This is a genomic window from Variovorax nivicola, assembly GCF_051216475.1.
Lineage (GTDB): Bacteria > Pseudomonadota > Gammaproteobacteria > Burkholderiales > Burkholderiaceae_C > Variovorax.
In genome coordinates, this window is sequence record NZ_JBPJZK010000004.1 from 456,411 (window position 1) to 471,801 (window position 15,391).

At 67.8% G+C, this 15,391-nt stretch carries 8 protein-coding genes; all 8 read right to left on the minus strand.

The features are described 5' to 3' along the window. Window positions 1-17 precede the first annotated feature (17 nt). Entirely contained in the window at window positions 18-2,348 is a 2,331-nt protein-coding gene (pbpC, locus tag ACSFBF_RS18895) for a penicillin-binding protein 1C (RefSeq protein ID WP_435469569.1), read from the minus strand. A gap of 17 nt (window positions 2,349-2,365) precedes the next feature. Then, window positions 2,366-8,377: an alpha-2-macroglobulin family protein gene (locus tag ACSFBF_RS18900; protein WP_435469571.1), complete on the minus strand. Its 6,012-nt coding sequence runs from the start codon at window positions 8,375-8,377 to the stop codon at window positions 2,366-2,368. A gap of 373 nt (window positions 8,378-8,750) precedes the next feature. Beyond that, entirely contained in the window at window positions 8,751-9,257 is a 507-nt protein-coding gene (locus tag ACSFBF_RS18905; protein ID WP_435469573.1) for an SRPBCC family protein, read from the minus strand. Continuing rightward, window positions 9,238-10,383, minus strand: a complete 1,146-nt coding sequence (locus ACSFBF_RS18910) for a saccharopine dehydrogenase family protein (protein WP_435469575.1) — start codon at window positions 10,381-10,383, stop codon at window positions 9,238-9,240. Before ACSFBF_RS18910 ends, ACSFBF_RS18905 begins: the two co-directional genes overlap by 20 nt. Then, window positions 10,380-12,023: an FAD-dependent oxidoreductase gene (locus ACSFBF_RS18915; protein ID WP_435469577.1), complete on the minus strand. Its 1,644-nt coding sequence runs from the start codon at window positions 12,021-12,023 to the stop codon at window positions 10,380-10,382. Before ACSFBF_RS18915 ends, ACSFBF_RS18910 begins: the two co-directional genes overlap by 4 nt. 6 nt (window positions 12,024-12,029) lie before the next feature. Then, window positions 12,030-13,586, minus strand: a complete 1,557-nt coding sequence (locus tag ACSFBF_RS18920; protein WP_435460253.1) for a polyamine aminopropyltransferase — start codon at window positions 13,584-13,586, stop codon at window positions 12,030-12,032. Then, entirely contained in the window at window positions 13,583-13,801 is a 219-nt protein-coding gene (locus ACSFBF_RS18925; protein WP_093055038.1) for a DUF350 domain-containing protein, read from the minus strand. The genes ACSFBF_RS18920 and ACSFBF_RS18925 overlap by 4 nt, the downstream gene beginning before the upstream one ends. Before the next feature lie 57 nt (window positions 13,802-13,858). Continuing rightward, entirely contained in the window at window positions 13,859-15,355 is a 1,497-nt protein-coding gene (locus ACSFBF_RS18930; RefSeq protein WP_435469580.1) for a DUF4178 domain-containing protein, read from the minus strand. Between the last annotated feature and the right edge of the window lie 36 nt (window positions 15,356-15,391).

Genomic DNA, 15,391 nt, shown 5'->3' on the forward strand with positions numbered 1-15,391 from the left:
GCAGCCATGACATCCCTTCAAGGTGCGATGTCGACCGTCACTTCGCGCGACTCGGCGCGCCCCTGGTCGTCGACCGCGCGCAGCACATACCGCCGGCCCGACGCCGCGAGGTCCGGCATCCAGGTGATGCCTTCGCCGGGCGCAGCGCGGCCGATGAGCGCGTCGTCGGCAAACCAGTAGATCGCCTGTGTACCCGCGGCGGCCTCGGCGCGCAACACCAGCGGCTCCGGCTTCTTCGCGCGCAGCGTGTGGCGCACGCCGCGCAGGGGCGAAGTGATGAGCGGCGCGCTTTCCGATGCATCGCCGTCCTTCTCGCAGCCGTCGGCGGGCGCGCTCGCGCGCGGCAGGCCGGCCTGGCGGAACAGGCGGCGCATGTCGCTGCCCCATTGCTCCACCACCTGCTGGCGCGCATTGGGCTGCGGGCCGCAGACCACCTTGCCGGTCGTCTCGTCGACCCACACCGCGCGATGCAGGTTGCTGACCTGGATCGGCGACTTGCCGGCGATGAACCACGTCATGGTGCGCACCGGACACAGCGCATCGGGCAGGCCGCCCGTCGCCGCGCAGACTTCGACCTGCCGCAGATCCGGCGGCTGGCGCGATGCAACCTCGCCGGGGTCGAGCCGCTCGGCGCGCAGCGCATCGACCATGCGCAGGAAGAGCGGCGCGGCCGCATCGACGCCCACCAGCGCAGGGTTGCTGGTGCCGTCGAAGTTGCCCACCCACACCACCAGCACGTGGCGGCCGAACACGCCGGCCGTCCACGCATCTCGGAAGCCCCAGGACGTGCCCGTCTTCCATGCGATGGCGGGGCGCGCGGGCAGCGTGGTGTCGGGGCGCGGCGTGTGGCGCAGCATGTCGAGCGTGATGAAAGACGCTTCTTCGCTCAGCAGGCGCAGCGGCTGCATGGGTCGCTCGTCAGACGCGGGCTGCGTGTAGCGAATGGGCTGCGAGATGCCGCCGTTGGCCAGCGTCGCGTACATGCCCGCAAGCTCCTCGGGCGTGACCTCGCCACCGCCCAGCACCAGCGCGAGGCCGTAGTGCGATTCGCTCTGCAGCTTCTGCACGCCCGCGAGCCGCATGAAGTCGTAGAGCCCCGGCTTCGAGAGCTTCGCGGCCAGGGCCACCGCGGGCACGTTGCGGCTGCGGATCAGCGCCTCCTGGGCCGGCAACGGGCCGACGAAGCGATGGTCGAAGTTCTCTGGCGTGTAGGGGCCGAAGGAGGTTGGCGCGTCCTTCAGCATCGTCTTCGGATGCAGCAGCCCCTGGTCGAGCGCCAGCGCGTAGATGAAAGGCTTGAGCGTCGAGCCCGGCGAGCGCTTGGCCAGCACGCCGTTGACCTGGCCCGAGATGGCGTCGTTGCGAAAGTCGGCCGAGCCGATCATCGCGCGCACCTGCATGGTCGAAGCGTCGAGCAGCAGCGCGCTGGCGTTCGTCATGCCCACATCGGCATGCGTGCGCAGGTATTGGCCCATCACGCGTTCGAGCGTGGCCTGCATACGCAGGTCGATGGTCGTGCGCACCTCCTGCACGCCGCGCTCCTGCGCGAGCAGCATGTCGGTGGCGTGCGGCGCAAGAAAAGGCAGGCTGCCGCGCGACTGCGCCGACAGCGCGAGCTGCGCATCAGGTGCGTGCTGCTTCGCAGTCGGGTCGCGCTCGGCCCACAGCGCCCACAGGCGTTCGCGCGCCGATTGCAGCTCGGCATTGCGGCCGCGCTCGGCAATGCGCTTGACGGGGTTCTGCGGAATCACGGCAAGCGTCAGCGCCTCGGGCAGGCTCAGCTTCGCGGCGTCCTTGCGAAAGTAGATGAGGCTCGCGGCCTGCACGCCTTCGATGTTTCCGCCGTAGGGCGCGGTGTTGAGATACGCCTCCAGGATGTCGCGCTTGCTGAAGCGCACCTCCAGCCACAGCGCCGCGAAGATCTGCGCGACCTTGCCTGTGGGCGTGCGGCTGTCGATGCCGTAGACGCGGCGCGCGAGCTGCATCGTGAGCGTGGAGCCGCCCTGCCTGCGCTCGCCGCTGGCAATGCGCCAGGCGCTGCGCGCCAGCGCGGCGGGGTTGACGCCGGGGTGCGCATAGAAGCGACGGTCTTCGTACAGCAGCACCGCATCGACCAGCGTGGGCGAGACGCGGTCGAGCGGCACCCAGAGGCGGTATTGCTCGTCACCCGCGAGCGTGAGGCGCAGCAGCTCACCGCCTTGCGCATACACGGCGCGGGAGCTGCCGACGGTCTCGCTCAACGCCGCGTGCGGCCACAGGCGCAGCAACGCGAGTACGAAGACAGCCGCCAGCGCCCACAGCGCGGGCTTGCGCAGCCTTCTTCGTGCAAACGCGATGCCGATGCGCATGGCAGGCCTGCCTTGCCTCAGTTGCCGACGACCTGGAAGCGCGCACCCGCCGAGCGCGAGAACACGCGCCGGTCGTACATCGCCTCGCCGTATGCCGCCGGCACCACGTAGTCACCCACGTTGGTGGCGCGCGCCTTGTAGGTCACTTCGAGCAAGTCCTTGTTGACGCTGCCGTAGAACACGACGCGGTCTTCGCGTATGTCGGCGTACTGCACCTTCCACGAGCCGCCGCCGCCCAGGCGCTTCTTCCAGATGGGCGCGTCGGCGTTGGCATCGTCGTCATCGCCCACGGCCTGCAGCACCGGCTCGAGCCCACCGGGCAGCACGTCGACCAGTGCCACGTCGTTGAGCTGCGCGCGCTCCAGGCTGCGCACGCGCACCCGCACCGTGACCTCTTCACCCAGTTTGGCCTTGGTGATCGGGTTGCCCTTGGCATCGAGCACTTCGTGGAAGATTTCGAGGCCCTTGTTCACCGCCGTGGCGGGCACGTTGCGCTCGAAGCCCTGCTCGGCCCAGCTGTAGTACAGGTTGAAGTCGCTGTCGTTCGACAGCTTCAGCTTCGCGGTGCCGGCCGGCACTGCGGCGCGTGTGATCGGGTTCACCGCGCCCAGCGCGAGCGCAGCGGCCTGGCCTTGCGCGTTGACGGCGCTCGCCGTGAGCTTGCCTTCGACGTTCTGCCCTACGGCCTCGAAGTACGAATCGACCGCGAGCAGCATCGAGGCCGACGACAGGCTGTTGTACCAGCCGTCGCGCACCATCGCCGCCATGCCTTCCCACACCGCGGGCTTCAGCGTCTTCAGGCGCGACGGGAAGTGGCGGCCCACCAGGTGTAGCGTCATGCTGTCGTGCACCAGCGGGTCGTAGTAGGCGCCCCAGACGTTGCGGCGCTGCTTCTTCTCGGTGCGCGCGAGCAGGTCGGACCACACCGGGTTGAGCAACTCGTTGGCCACCTGCTCCTGCTTCACGAGCTGATAGCTCGCGGCAAGGTAGACGGCGCCGAGGTCGTCGCTCCAGCCCTGGGTCTGCTTGCTGCGCCAGGCTTCGCGCAGATTGGCCAGCGCGGCCGGCGCGATGATGCCCTGGCGCGTCAGCAGGTAAGCGGCCTGCGTGCGCTGGCGCCAGCCGTCGAGCGATGCGTCGCCGCTGCCGAGCCAGCCCTGCAGGTAGGCGTTGGCCTTCTGCAGCAGGTCTTGCGGCACGGGCAGCTTGTGGTCCTTGGCTTCCACCAGCAGGTGCACTGCGTACAGCGTGGCGAAGGCATCGGTGCCGGCACCGGGCCACAGCGAGAAGCCGCCGTCGGCCGTTTGCCGTGCGCGCAGCTGCACGAGGTAGCGCTCGAAGGTCTTGCGCGCCTCGGGCATCGGGCCTTGCTCCGCAGTGCGGCCGCGCGCCATTTCCTTCACCAGCTCGGGGCGGCCCGCGAGCAGCACGGCCGGGAAGGTCTGGCTCGTGATCTGCTCGGTGCAGCCGTGCGGGTACACCTCCAGGTACTGCATGAGCCCGGTCGCAAAGGCCCACGGCGCAGCGGACACAGCCACGTCGCTCTGGCGGAAGTTCGGGTACAGGTCAGCCTGGCTCGACAGCTCGCCCGCGCGCTGGAAGCTGCCGGCCTGCACCAGCGTAACGAAGGGCGACGCAGGCCGCACGCTCACTTCGGTGGACAGGCGCGCGCTGAAGCTCTTGTGCGTCGATGTGAACACCAGCGCGGAAGAACCCAGTACGGCCTGCTCGCCCGGCTTGGCACGCACGTTGAACTTGGTGCTGGCTTCACCGCGCTCGTTGACCTTGAGCGTCTGCGTGGCGTCGCCCACCACTTCGAGCCCACCGGAAGCGGTAAGCGTGAGCGCAATGGGCGCTTCCTTGCCCGAGCCCACGATGTTGTTCGCAAGGCCCACGCCCACCTCGACGGTATCGCCGGGCGCCATCGCGAGCGGTGCATTCGGCAATATCACCATGTCGCCGCGCACCACGGTGCGGGTGGTCTTGGCGGCGGTGGTCTCGTCGTTCACGGCCACGGCCATCACACGCAGGCTGCCATTGAAGCTCTCGGGCACGGTGTAGCTGAACTCGCGGCTGCCGTTCACATCGACCAGGCCCGACCAGTAGGCCACCGGCTTGTCGCGCTTGCGCTTGAACGGGTTCAGGTGCTTGCCGAGTTCGCCTTCACCGTCGCCGCCGGGTGCGGCGCCCTGCATGAGCTTCTTGAACTCCGGCAGGATCAGGTCGAGCGTCTGCAGCGTGCCGACTTCGAGCGCGCGCTTCTGGAAGAAGTGCTTCAGCGGGTCGGGCGTCTTGTAGCGCGCCACCTGCAGGATGCCTTCGTCCACCGCGAACACCACGGCGCGCGTGGGCTTGTCGCTGGTGAGCTTCATCTTCACGGTCTGCCCCGGCTTCACCAGTTCGCTGCTGGTGAGCTGCAAGTTGGCGGTGCGCTTGGTCAGCGCGGTGGCGAAGGGCACGACGCCATACGACAGCGGGCTCATGTAGACCTCGTCCGAAGCCGGGTCGCGCACGAAGTGCACGTTGATGTAGCCGGTGCCCTCGAAGTCCTTGGGCAGCACGATCTTTTGTACCGAGGCGGTCTTGTCGGTCTTGAACCACGCGTGGGCGTAGACCTTGTCGCGCTCGATGGTGATGAGGCCTGCGCCCACATACGGCGCGCGGATGCTCACCGCAATCTCTTGCCCCGGCTCGTAGTCCTTGCGGTCGAGCGTGAGCTGCAGCTCGGCGTTGCGGTCGAGCGAGCGCGATACGTTGGCGTTGCCCGCCACGCTGTACTCCACGCGGTTGAGCTCCAGCCCCTGCGCATTGCGCACCACATAGGCGAAGTTGCCGGGCGCACCGGTGTCCAGCGCCACGTTGTTGCCGGCCGCGGCAATGGCGAAGGGCTTCTCGTCGAGCACGACTTCCTTTCGGCGCGACTCGTAGCGGTACAGGCCGTTGTCCTGCTTGATGAGCACCGACAGCACCTTGCGCTCGACGCGCTCGATCTTCAGGTCGGCCACGGCCGTCTTCTTCGCCTGTGGGTCGATGGCGATCACGGTGGCATTGCGCGCAGCGCCCTTGCTCACGTAGCCGACGTCGCCGTCGACCTTCACGCCGACGAGGTAGGGCATGTCGCTCACCAGCGTCTGCGCTTCGGCAGACACGCTGCGCCCGCCCTCGGGCTCGAAGGCCTTGGCGAGCACGTGCACCTGGTAGGTGGCGGCGTCGAAGCGCGACAGGCGCAGGTCGAACTCGGCCTTGCCTTCGGCGCTGGTCTGCACGCTGCCCAGGTCGTCGACCTGCTTGTCGGCGGCGCGCTGCGGGTCGAAGAAGGCGTAGTCGGTGAAGGCGCGGAACACCGGGAAGCCGGGGCTCAGCGTAAGCGTGCCTTCGACCTTGCGGTCGGGCGCGGGCGTGCCGAAGAGGTTCTGCACGTCGATGAGCGCCTTCAGGTCCTTGGGCTTGACCCAGCCTTCGGCGATTTCGCTGCTGAGCTTGGCCGTGACCTTGGTGCGGTCGGGCAGGAACTCCTGCACCTTCACGGTGGTGCTGCCGATCAGCAGGCCTTCGACCTCGGGCGTGCCAGGCGACGATTCGCGCGGCAGGTAGAGGTTGACGGTGTAGTTGCCGGTGGGCGATGTGTCTTGGGTGGTGTGGGCGATTTCCGCCGCGCCGCCGGGGCCGAGCTTGAGTTTTTCGCGGCGTACGCTGAGGCCGCGCGCATCGATGATCTCGGCTTCGAGCGGCAGGTCGCGCAGCGAGGTGGCCCAGTTGCCGGCCTTGACCATCATCGCGATGTGCATGGTGTCGCCGGGACGGTAGATGCCGCGGTCGCTGAAGACATAGGCCGTCATCTGGTTCGGCACGCCGGCCGCACGCAGACCGCCGACGTCGAAGCGGGAAATGTCGAGCGTGCGGTCGTTGCGATTGAAGGGCAGGAAGCTCAGGTCGCCATCCTTGCGCACGACGAGCACCACCGGTGCCTTCTCTCGCTGGTAGCCGGCGAGGTTGGGCAGCTTGGCGGCGCCCGTCGCATCTGTGGCCTGCGACGCGACGATCATGCCGTTGCGGCCCCACACCTCGACCAGCGCGCCGGCCACGGGCTGGCCGTTGGCGATGCTCTGCACGAACACGTCGCGCGTGCCGTCGAGCGACTTCTTGGCGACGATGCCCAGGTCGGTGACGAGCACGAGGCGCTGGTCGAGCTGCTGCTCGGGGCTACCGGCTTCGCCGTTGCCTTCTTCGTCGGACGACTGTTCTTCCTGCTGCTGTTCGTCTTCGGGCTGGGCTTGCTGCTCATCGCCCTCGGGCTTCTTCTTCGCCTTGGGGTCGTAGCCCTGCACCTTGAGCAGGAACACGCCGCGGCGGTCGGCCACGTCGTTGCGCAGGTACTCGGCGAAGTCGACGGTTTCGTAGTGCGCCTTGCCGGCGGGAATGCTGAGCGGAATCTCCTTCTGGAAGCGGTCGACGAGGTTGTCCGACTGCAGGCCGCTGTAGAACTGCGGATGCGCGAAGTCGCCGTTGGTCTGCGTCACCAGGTGCTGCAGCTGCTGCGGCAACAGGCGGCCGATTTCGAGTCGGATGCCGGGCAGGTCGCGCACGAGGATCGGCAGCTTGCGTTCGCCCGACAGTGCGAGCAGCGAGCCCTGGCTCATGATGGTGAGCTCGGGCGCGAAGGTCTTGAGCAGGCGCACGTCTTGCCGTGCAGCACCGAGCTGGTAGCCGCCGGGCGTCTTCAGGCCCTTGGCCACGCGCACTAGCAGGTAGCGGCCGCCCTCGGCCTGCGGCATGCGGAAGCTGACCATCTCCGTCACTTCGCGCTCGCTGGCGATGGGCTGCAAGTTGATCTTTTTGGCGCGGCGCAGCACGGCGTCGGTGACCTTCGATGGGTCAGCGGACCAGTCGAATTTCTCGTCGGGGTCGCCCTTGGCTTCTTCTGTCGCGGGCAGCAGCCAGGCTTGCACCACGCGCGCCATTTCGCGCTCGTGCACGGGCATCGAGGCGCTGACATGCATCACGTGCTCGGGCTCGCCGTTTTCACCGGTGACGATGGTGGGTTCGATGCTGGCGATGCTCAGGCTGAAGAGGCCGGGGATGTCGACCGCGCGGGACATGTCGGCACGCAGCGCCGGGCCGCCCTTCTGCGCGACCGTGCCGGAGGTAAGGCTGAGAATCGCAGGGCGCGTCTTCTCGGGGATCGGCAGCGGTTCTGATTGCAGGGTGGCGTTGAGGCGCAGCTTGTCGTAGCTGACCGTGAACTTCTCGCTCGCGCACTTGCCCACGCTGAAGAACGAGGTGCTGCAGGGCTGGTCGTAGGTAAGCACCAGGCGCTTCTCGAACTCGGCCGTGTTGACGGGGTGCGAGAAGTGCACCTGGAAGAGCGCGCGGCGCACGTTGGCCTGCACCGGGTCTTGGTAGAACTCGGCGCCGTTGATCTGCGCGGTGAATTCGGGCGAGGTGAACTCGTACTTGCGCAGTGCCATCTCGATATGCGGCGCGAGTGCGCTGTCGGCGATCTGCACCTTGTACGGCTGGCCGATGGGCCAGTCTTGCGCGGGCAGGAATTCGAGCCGGTTCTGCTTGGTCCATGTCCAGCGGCCGGCGATGGCGGGCTCGATGGCGACGCCGGTTGCTTCCTGGCCGATGCGCGCAATGGGTGCCACCGAGGCCGAGAAGTTGATGACGAAGGGGTTCGGGCCCCTGTCGAACTCGATCTGCGTGCGCTGCGGCGGCTCGGTCTTCGCGGTGGCGACGACGGGTTCGACGCGATCGGGCGTGAGGCCGTGCCACCACTTGATCACATGGGGGCTTGCCATCCAGCCGGCCAGCACGAGCAGCAGGAGCAACACCAGCCAGGCCAGCCGCTGCTGCAGCCACTGCAGTCCGAAGAGCAGGAATGCGCCCGCAATGCGCAGCCAGCCCGGGGGTCGCCAGGAACCGATGAGCCCACGGGCCACCGGACGCAGAAAGCCGAGCACGCGGCCCAGCCCGGTGAAGAGCACGTCGCTGAGCGACGCGAGTTTTCGATTGGCGACTTGAAGCATGGATGCTCCCACTGTGTTTTTGTTGGCGTCCGCGAGTTTGCGGACCATCTGTGAAGCAATGGCGCTGTGTGTGAAGTCTTGGTGAAAACTGCACAGGCCTGCGCGGGGGCCTATATCTCAGTGATTCATGGCGGTGCGTTCGGGGCGCTCTTGCTCGGGGTGTGTGCGAAGGGCACCGGGTGCTCCCCTCCGCGAATGTCCCCCGGCCTGCGGCCTCCTCCTTTATTTCGCTGCGGGGAGCACCCGATGCCCTTCGCACAATGAGCGCGGCTGTTCCATCGACGAAGCGAGAAGCGGGTTTTCATCTCAGAACGAAAGCTGGGTGGCCAAGCAGTTCCCAATAGCATTGATAGCGCGCACAAAGCGGCGTCCTTCATGCGGCAGAACTCCCGTGCTGCATGCGCTGCCACGCGACAACTTCATGCGCATGTGTGTCCAGGAATGCGCGCATGCGCGCGAAGCGCCGCTGCGTCTGCCGAGCGAAAATCCACGCGACCACCGGCTCCAGCAGCCAGCGCAACGCCTTCGGCCCGGCCTCGATGGTGTAGACATAGATCAGCACCGAATGGCCGGGCTGCGTGTCGCGGTGCCGCATGGACGCGGCCCAGCGGCTGAAAGGAAATGAACGGCCAATCATCGACGCCGCCGCCACATGCGGCCGGTCGAATGTGACGAAGCGCGTTCGCATCGACAAGCCGCGCAACCAGCCACCGCCAGTGTTCTCGGTTTCAGCACCCACGAACGGGCAGGGCGCACCGCCCACCACGCGGGCGTTGCCGACCAGCGAGTCCCAGCGTGCGCGCCACACGTGGTAGTGGAAAGCGTCGAAGACCACGTCGGCCGACGCCGGCATGTCGAACTCAAAGCGCTGGTGCGCCATGGCCTGCCACTGCGATTGCCGCTTCTTCGACGATGTCGGTCACCATGCCCCAGCGCGCGAACTCTGGCTCGAACTCGGACAAGGCAAGCAGGCCGGCACAGGCATGCGCGCCCACGGGCAATGCATCGTCGCCGCGCGCAATGCGCCTGGCCAACAGGATGGCCGCCATGCAAGGGATCTCGGGGCCGTGGTTTTCGTCGGCGGCTATGTGCCAAGCGCGGCGTGCCGGCATGCCCCGCGCATCCGTGCCTTCCACGCGCACGACCATGCCACCCAGCGCGGTGCCGAGCGCGTCGAACACACCGCCGGCCGAATGCAGCAGCGGCGCCAGCTTCTGCGGCGCGGGCAGCAGGCCCATGCGGTGCATGAACGCCATGAAGGCGAAGGCGTGCTGCGCCAGCCTGACTTCGAGCGCGGCCCGGAACATCACAGACTGCACACCGGCATAGCGCGCGGGAAAGAGTTCGAGATCGGGAATGTCGCAGAGCGCGCCGCGGCGCGGCTTCATGCGCGCGAACTCGATCTTCACGGGATCGGCCCAGCCGGGCTGCTCGACCCACCCGCCGCCTTGCCACACGCGGATGGGCTCGCCGCAATAGGCGAGCACGCCGGCCAGCGTGGCCTCGCCGCGCGGCGCACCTTGCGCAGGGGCGATGCAGATGTCGATGGTGTGGATGCCCTGCCAGTCGGCCGCGAGATGGTCGACCACGGCGGACGACAGGGCGGGCACGGTGCTGGCTCCGCTGACGGCGGTGCGGCCTGCGCCGCGGAAGTCGACATCGAGTGCCGCAGGAAAGTCGCACACGAAGCGCCGGCCATCGGCCAGGTCGATGTAGTGCGCGCCCGCCGCCGCGACGGCCTGCGGTACGCGGTAGTCCTGGTTCTGGAAAGGACCGGCGGTGTGGATCACCAGTTGGGCGCCCAACTCGCGCAAGGTGTTCGCGAGGTCGGCGGCCTGCACGTCGATGCGCACACCGTGTGCGCCACCGCCCAGCGATGCCGCGAACTCGGTCGCACGCTGCGCATCGCGCCCCGCCACCAGCAGTTCGATACCGGGGGTGTCGGCCAGCGCACGGCAGATGCGTGCACCGAAGTTGCCGTAGCCGCCGAGCACCAGCGTCTTCATGCCGCCGCTGCGTCGCTGCCCGCGACGTGCCCGCGCGTGAACGCCTCTTCGAAGATCGAGTAGCCCGACCAGTCGGCATGCGCGAACGACAGCCGGCCTGCAACGACGCTGCCGCGATGCGCGGCATCCGGCGCGGTGCGCTGCGGGCCGATCTGCGCGAGCAGGCCGGGCCGGGGGATGGACATGGCATGCCCATAGCGCGTGATGTCGATGCGCGTCGCCAGCGATGGCAAGTCGGGGTGCGGTGCCGACAGCTCGGCCAGCAGGTCATCGCGCCACCCGGTCCACGGGCGCTCCAGCAGCAGCTTGCGGCCATCGGTCGTGTCGTAGCTGCTCGGGCCCAGCGGCCGATACCAGCTGAGCACCGTGCCGCGTGGCGTCGGGTCGAGCGACTGGTGGCGCGCGTCGACGTAGCCCAGCCCGCGTGTGCCGTAGATCACGTTGTCCCAGCTCGGCGCAGCGCCAAGCCGGTCGGCCAGCGGGCCGCTCAGGTGCACGTTGGCCACGAGCCAGGGGGCGTAGCGAACGTGCGCAGCGGCGGTCTTCAGCACCTCGGGCGGGTTCTCGACCATGCGCGCGGCGATGAACACGGGCAGGGCGACGATGCAGCGCTCGGCTTGCCAGCGCACGAGCGACTTCGTGGCCGCGTCCCACGCATCGACCTCGACGCCGCCGCGCACTTCGGCGATGCGCGTGACGACCTGGCCGGTGCGCAGGCGTTCGCCGAGCGGTTTCGCCAGCTGCTTCGTGAGCCAGCCGTTGCCTTCGGGCCAGGTGAGGATGCCGTCGCGCTCGGGGCTCGAATCGTTGACGCTGCCCATCGGGTCACCGGGCGCGTGGAAGCCGTGCCGGCTCGCGAAGTAATGGATGCCGGCCCAGGCCGACACCTGCTCGATGCCGGCGCCGTAGTCGTCGCGGCAGCAGTAGTCGAGGTACCAGCGCAGTTGCGCGTCGCTGAAGCCTTCGCCGTCGAGCCAGCTGGCGAAGGTGATGGCGTCGAGCGCCAGCAACTCGGGCGTGATGGCGACCTTCAGCGTGGGAATGGCGAAGTGCGCGGCGTGCTGCAGCGCGTCGATGCGCTGCGCAAACTTGCGGTACTGCGCGAGCGTGCCTTCGCCGACGCCGTGCATGGGCAGCAGGCCGTCTTGCCACTCACCGTGGATGAACAGGCGCTCCTGCGGGCTGTGGCAGAGGGTGACCTCGTCGTATTCCCAGCGGCCCGCCACGCGGCGGCGCAGGCCGAGCTCTTCAAGCAGATCCTGCACCTCGCGCGCATCGTCGCCGGGCACGGGCAGGTAGTGCGCGCCGAGCGGGCAGGCGATGCCGTTGACGATGCCGCCGCGCGCGTTGCCGCCAGCGGTGTCTTCGAGTTCGAGCAGCGTGAAGTCGTCGATGCCTGAAAGCCGCAGGGCGCGTGCGGCAGCGAGGCCCGCGACGCCGCCGCCAGCAATGACGACGCGCGTGCGCTTCACGACCGCCGGCGCCTGGCTCTTGAGCGTGCCATCGCGCATTGCATGGCCGCGCGTGACGTCGATGCCGGTGAAGCCGCCTTCGATGGGCGGTGTCGGCGCCTCGCAGCCACCGAGCGCGAGGGCGCCCGCCGCACCCGCCGCCACGCCGAGGAATTCGCGCCGTTGCATGGTTGGCTAGTGCGCCATCACCTTGCCCCACTCCTGCTCGTAAGTGGTGACAAGGATCTGGTTCGACAGCCGGTTCACTTCAGCCGGCACGCGCGCCATGTCCAGCGGAAAGTCGAACATCAGCGGCAGCGTGGAAGGCGACAGGAAACGCAGGCCCGAAGGCAGCGCATCGGGCATGCGGTACGGCCGGCGGCTCGCGATGATGTAGCCCCACTCGCCAAAGCTCGGCACGTGTGCGTGGTACGGCGTGGCGCGCAGGCCCACCGACTCGATAGTGGTCGCCACGGTCCAATAGCTCTTGCGCGCCACCAGCGGCGAAGTCGTCTGGATCACAGCGTAGCCGCTGGCCGACAGGCGCTTTTCGAGCAGCGCATAGAAGCTGTTGGTGTAGAGCTTGCCGATGGCGAAGTTGGTCGGATCGGGAAAGTCGACCACGATCACGTCGAACATGTCGCCGGGCTGCTGCAGCCACTGGAAGGCGTCTGTATTGACGATCTTCACCTTCGGCGACGAAAGCGAATGGCCGTTGAGTGCAGCCAGCGTCTCGTGATCGGTGAAGAGCTTGGTCATGTTCGGGTCGAGCTCCACGAGCGTGACCGACTCGACCGAGGGGTACTTCAGGATCTCGCGCACCGCCATGCCGTCGCCGCCGCCGAGCACCGCGACTTTCTTCGGCGCGCCTTGTGCAGCCATCACCGGGTGCACCAGCGCTTCGTGATAGCGGTACTCGTCGCGCTCTGCAAACTGCAGGTTGCCGTTCAGGAACAGGCGGTGCCCGAGCAGCCCGCGCGTGACCACGATGCGCTGGTAGGGCGAGGTGGCGCTGAAGACGATGCGGTCCTGGTAGAACTTGTCCTCGGCCAGCGTGGTGATGTGGTCGGCCCAGACGAAGGCCGCCACCAGCGCGGCCAGCGCGAGAAAGCACGCGAGCGCATGCGCGCCGACGCGGCGCAGCTCATGGCGGAACAGCCACAGCGCCCACACAGCCACGGCCGCGTTCATGAAGCCGAACAGCAGGCCGGTGCGGATCATGCCGAGCTGCGGCACGAGGATGAGCGGAAACGCCACCGACACGGCCAGCGCGCCGAGATAGTCGAAGGTGAGAACCTGCGACACCAGGTTCTTGAGCACGATGTTGCGCTTCAGGATGCGCATCACCAGCGGAATCTCGAGCCCCACCAGCGTGCCGACGACCATCACGAGACCGTACAGCAGCAGCCGGAAGGCGCTCGGCACATAGGCGTTGGCAAGAAACAGGATCGCCGGCAGCGCGCCGCCGATCAGCGCCACCATCAACTCGATGCGAAGGAAATGCGCCGGCAGTTGCCGGTCGAAATAGCGCGAGAGCCAGGAGCCCACGCCCATGGCGAACAGGTAGGTACCGATGATGGTGCTGAACTGCAGCACCGAGTCGCCAAGCAGGTAGGAGCTGAGCGCGGCCGCGCTCAGTTCGTAGACCAGGCCGCAGGCCGCGACCACGAACACGCTGGCGAGCAGCGCGATCTCTACGGGTTGCGGCCCCCGCGCATCCGGGGTGCGCGCGGGCAGGGCCGCGTCGTTCAATGGATTGCTGCGGCGACGATGATGCAGATGCCCAGGCTCATCGCGGCAACCACCAGTCCCAGCGCCACGTTCTGCTTCTCGACGATCTCGCCCCACAGGTCATAGGGCGTGATCTTGTCGATGATCAAAAAGCAGAGCCAGAAGATCACGACGCCGATCAGCGCGTACACGAGCGATCCGAGGACCACGCCCGGTTTCAGCCATTCAAATCCCATGGGGACCTCCAGTCGTAGTAGTGAGGTGAGAGTCAGACATCGCGTGCATCTTCGCCGTCATTTGTGGCCGCCGCCACTCGAATAGCCGCCATACGAGCCGCCCGAGCTGCGCGACGAACAATTCTCGACGCGGGGATCGCAGCGGGACGAGCAGGTGCTCAGGATGATCAGCATGATGATGATCACGACGATGATGAGGATGATGGTGCCGCAGCCCAGCCCCGAGGCCGCGCTCACGGGCAGCGCGTCGGCGCGCTTGAACATGTCCTTCTTGGTGTCGAGCTTGAAGGCGGTGGCCACCGCGCCGCTGTCGATCTTGCTGCCCGACGACCATGTGAGCTCGTTGGCCGAGCGCTCCATTGACAGCAGCGCGCCGCCGTTGGCAAAGTCGCGGTTGAAGGTTTTCTGCCCGCGCTCGACCTGCCAGTAGAACTCGCCCGCCACGTAGGTGGTTTCGGCGTTGTAGGCGTACTGCTGCTGGTAGCGCTTGCTGAGGTAGGTGGCGGTGCTGCCGTTCTCGGCCATCACCGGCGCGCCGGTGGTCGGCTTGACCATGCTCCAGCCGTCTTCCGCATCGACCAGGAAGCTGAAGCCGCGCTTCTTGTTGTAGAGCAGGTACTCGTCCCAGCCGAACTGCTCGTCGTCGCCGGGCTCGCTGCCCATGCGGTGCTGGAAGCCGACCACCTGCCACTGCGCGCCCTGCAGCTGGCCCATGCTGCCGAGCGCGATGAGCGGGCGCACGGGCTCGTCCTGCGTGGCGTGCCTGAGCTCGCCGCCGATGCCTTGCGACAGGTCGATGATGCTGTTGCACGAGCCGCAGGTAATGCTCTTGCTGTCGGCCAGGTTGACGGTGACGGGCGAGCCGCAGTTGGGGCAGTTGAAGCTGCGGCCCTTTTCGTCCTTGGCGGATTCCTCGCGCAGGCCGGTGAGCTGCAGGTCTTCGAGCTGCACCGAGCGGCCGAGGTAGGCGCTGGGCGTCGCGGTGCCGTAGTCGATGCTGAGCACCAGCCCCTTGTCGTTGCGCAGCTCGACCATCGCGAACGGCCGGCCGAGCTCGGGCAGGTGGGGCAGCTCGCCTTGCGCGGAGGTCAGCGCCACCTGCTCGTTCGAGGTGACGGTGTAGCTCTGGCCGGCGAAGGCGGTGGTCGCACCCACGCGCAGCTCGTTCCAGGGCGGCGCGGCGCGCTGCAGATCGAAGGGCAACGCGAAGACGTAGGCGCCGTTGTCCTCGCTGAGGATCGCGGTGCGGTCGCCGTCGAGCGCGGCGATCCACTCGGTCCAGCGGCCACCGGGGTAGGTGTATTGCAGCCGGCCGATCAGCGTGAAGGGCTTGTCCTGGATGCGGCCGGCGGCAAACAACTGCAGCGGGCTGAAGTCGTCGAACAGCTCGGCCATCTTGCCGGTGCGCGCGAGCGTGTCGCCCTGGCGCACGACGGTGCTCTGGCAGTAGGGGCAGACCGCGTGCGTCGACTGCGCCGAGCGGAATTCGACCGGTGCGCCGCAGCCAGGGCAGGGCGCTCGGTAGTAGCGTTGGTTGCCGGTTTCCTCAGCCATGGCACATCAGCCATGGCGCGGGCGGCCACGAGTTTT

Bases quoted from the DNA above. Each gene is read 5' to 3' on its own strand.
- ACSFBF_RS18925 (WP_093055038.1), bottom strand. From the start codon at position 13,801: ATGGGATTTGAATGGCTGAAACCGGGCGTGGTCCTCGGATCGCTCGTG.
- pbpC (WP_435469569.1), bottom strand. From the start codon at position 2,348: ATGCGCATCGGCATCGCGTTTGCACGAAGAAGGCTGCGCAAGCCCGCG.
- ACSFBF_RS18910 (WP_435469575.1), bottom strand. From the start codon at position 10,383: ATGAAGACGCTGGTGCTCGGCGGCTACGGCAACTTCGGTGCACGCATC.
- ACSFBF_RS18930 (WP_435469580.1), bottom strand. From the start codon at position 15,355: ATGGCTGAGGAAACCGGCAACCAACGCTACTACCGAGCGCCCTGCCCT.
- ACSFBF_RS18915 (WP_435469577.1), bottom strand. From the start codon at position 12,023: ATGCAACGGCGCGAATTCCTCGGCGTGGCGGCGGGTGCGGCGGGCGCC.
- ACSFBF_RS18900 (WP_435469571.1), bottom strand. From the start codon at position 8,377: ATGCTTCAAGTCGCCAATCGAAAACTCGCGTCGCTCAGCGACGTGCTC.
- ACSFBF_RS18905 (WP_435469573.1), bottom strand. From the start codon at position 9,257: ATGGCGCACCAGCGCTTTGAGTTCGACATGCCGGCGTCGGCCGACGTG.